Genomic DNA, 606 nt, shown 5'->3' with positions numbered 1-606 from the left:
GCGGCCACTCCAACACCAGCAGCAAATAATGCCGTCGATGTCATTGTTGCTAAAAATCCACCCGGTATTAAAAAAGATGCACCAATTAACGCCGCTCCACCAATAATGCCTAGCCAACCACCTGATTTTGCACCACCAATGACAGGAACAATCGTAATAACATCACCTTCACTTAATGGTGTATTTAATCCCGCAGAAATGCTCTCCTTGGTCATATCATTACCTGCGATACGAACACGAAACTGCCCTTGATTAATCTCTTTTTTCAGCCCATCAATTTGATAGCAAAGACAGCGCAAGGCTTCACCGGCATTGCTTACCTCAAGCTCGAACCGGCGTCCAAATCGGCGCAAATAGCCTGCAAACTGTAATTTGACCATTGTTTATGTCTCCAGATGCTGTGCGTGTATTTAAACCAGTAACCACCGTAAGTATCTCGCTTACTCAATCTGTCTGGCCTGTGATGCAATATCTCTTGATTTCCTAAGTACAAAGCGGCATGGCAAGGTTTTGAGGTGCCTAAACAAATCAATATCATGTCGCCTTCTTGAGCTTCATCAACTTGATAGAAACCCTGTTTAACTGTGTTATCTAAATAGAGATTTT

General features: G+C 43.1%; 2 protein-coding genes. Both read right to left on the bottom strand.

The window, feature by feature from the left end; all coding sequences use genetic code 11:
- Positions 1-380, bottom strand: a 380-nt coding sequence (locus ABN212_RS18780; RefSeq protein WP_349443576.1) for a tail assembly protein, incomplete at its 3' end; no start/stop codon positions are given.
- The coding region (locus ABN212_RS18775) for an NlpC/P60 family protein (RefSeq protein WP_349443575.1) at positions 317-606 on the bottom strand (290 nt) is incomplete at its 5' end. The genes ABN212_RS18780 and ABN212_RS18775, both read right to left, overlap by 64 nt.

The sequence above is a fragment of the Proteus genomosp. 6 genome, assembly GCF_040139785.1.
GTDB lineage: Bacteria > Pseudomonadota > Gammaproteobacteria > Enterobacterales > Enterobacteriaceae > Proteus.
The sequence above is the reverse complement of the archived record's forward strand: the minus strand, read 5'-3'. Positions and strand labels throughout refer to the sequence as shown.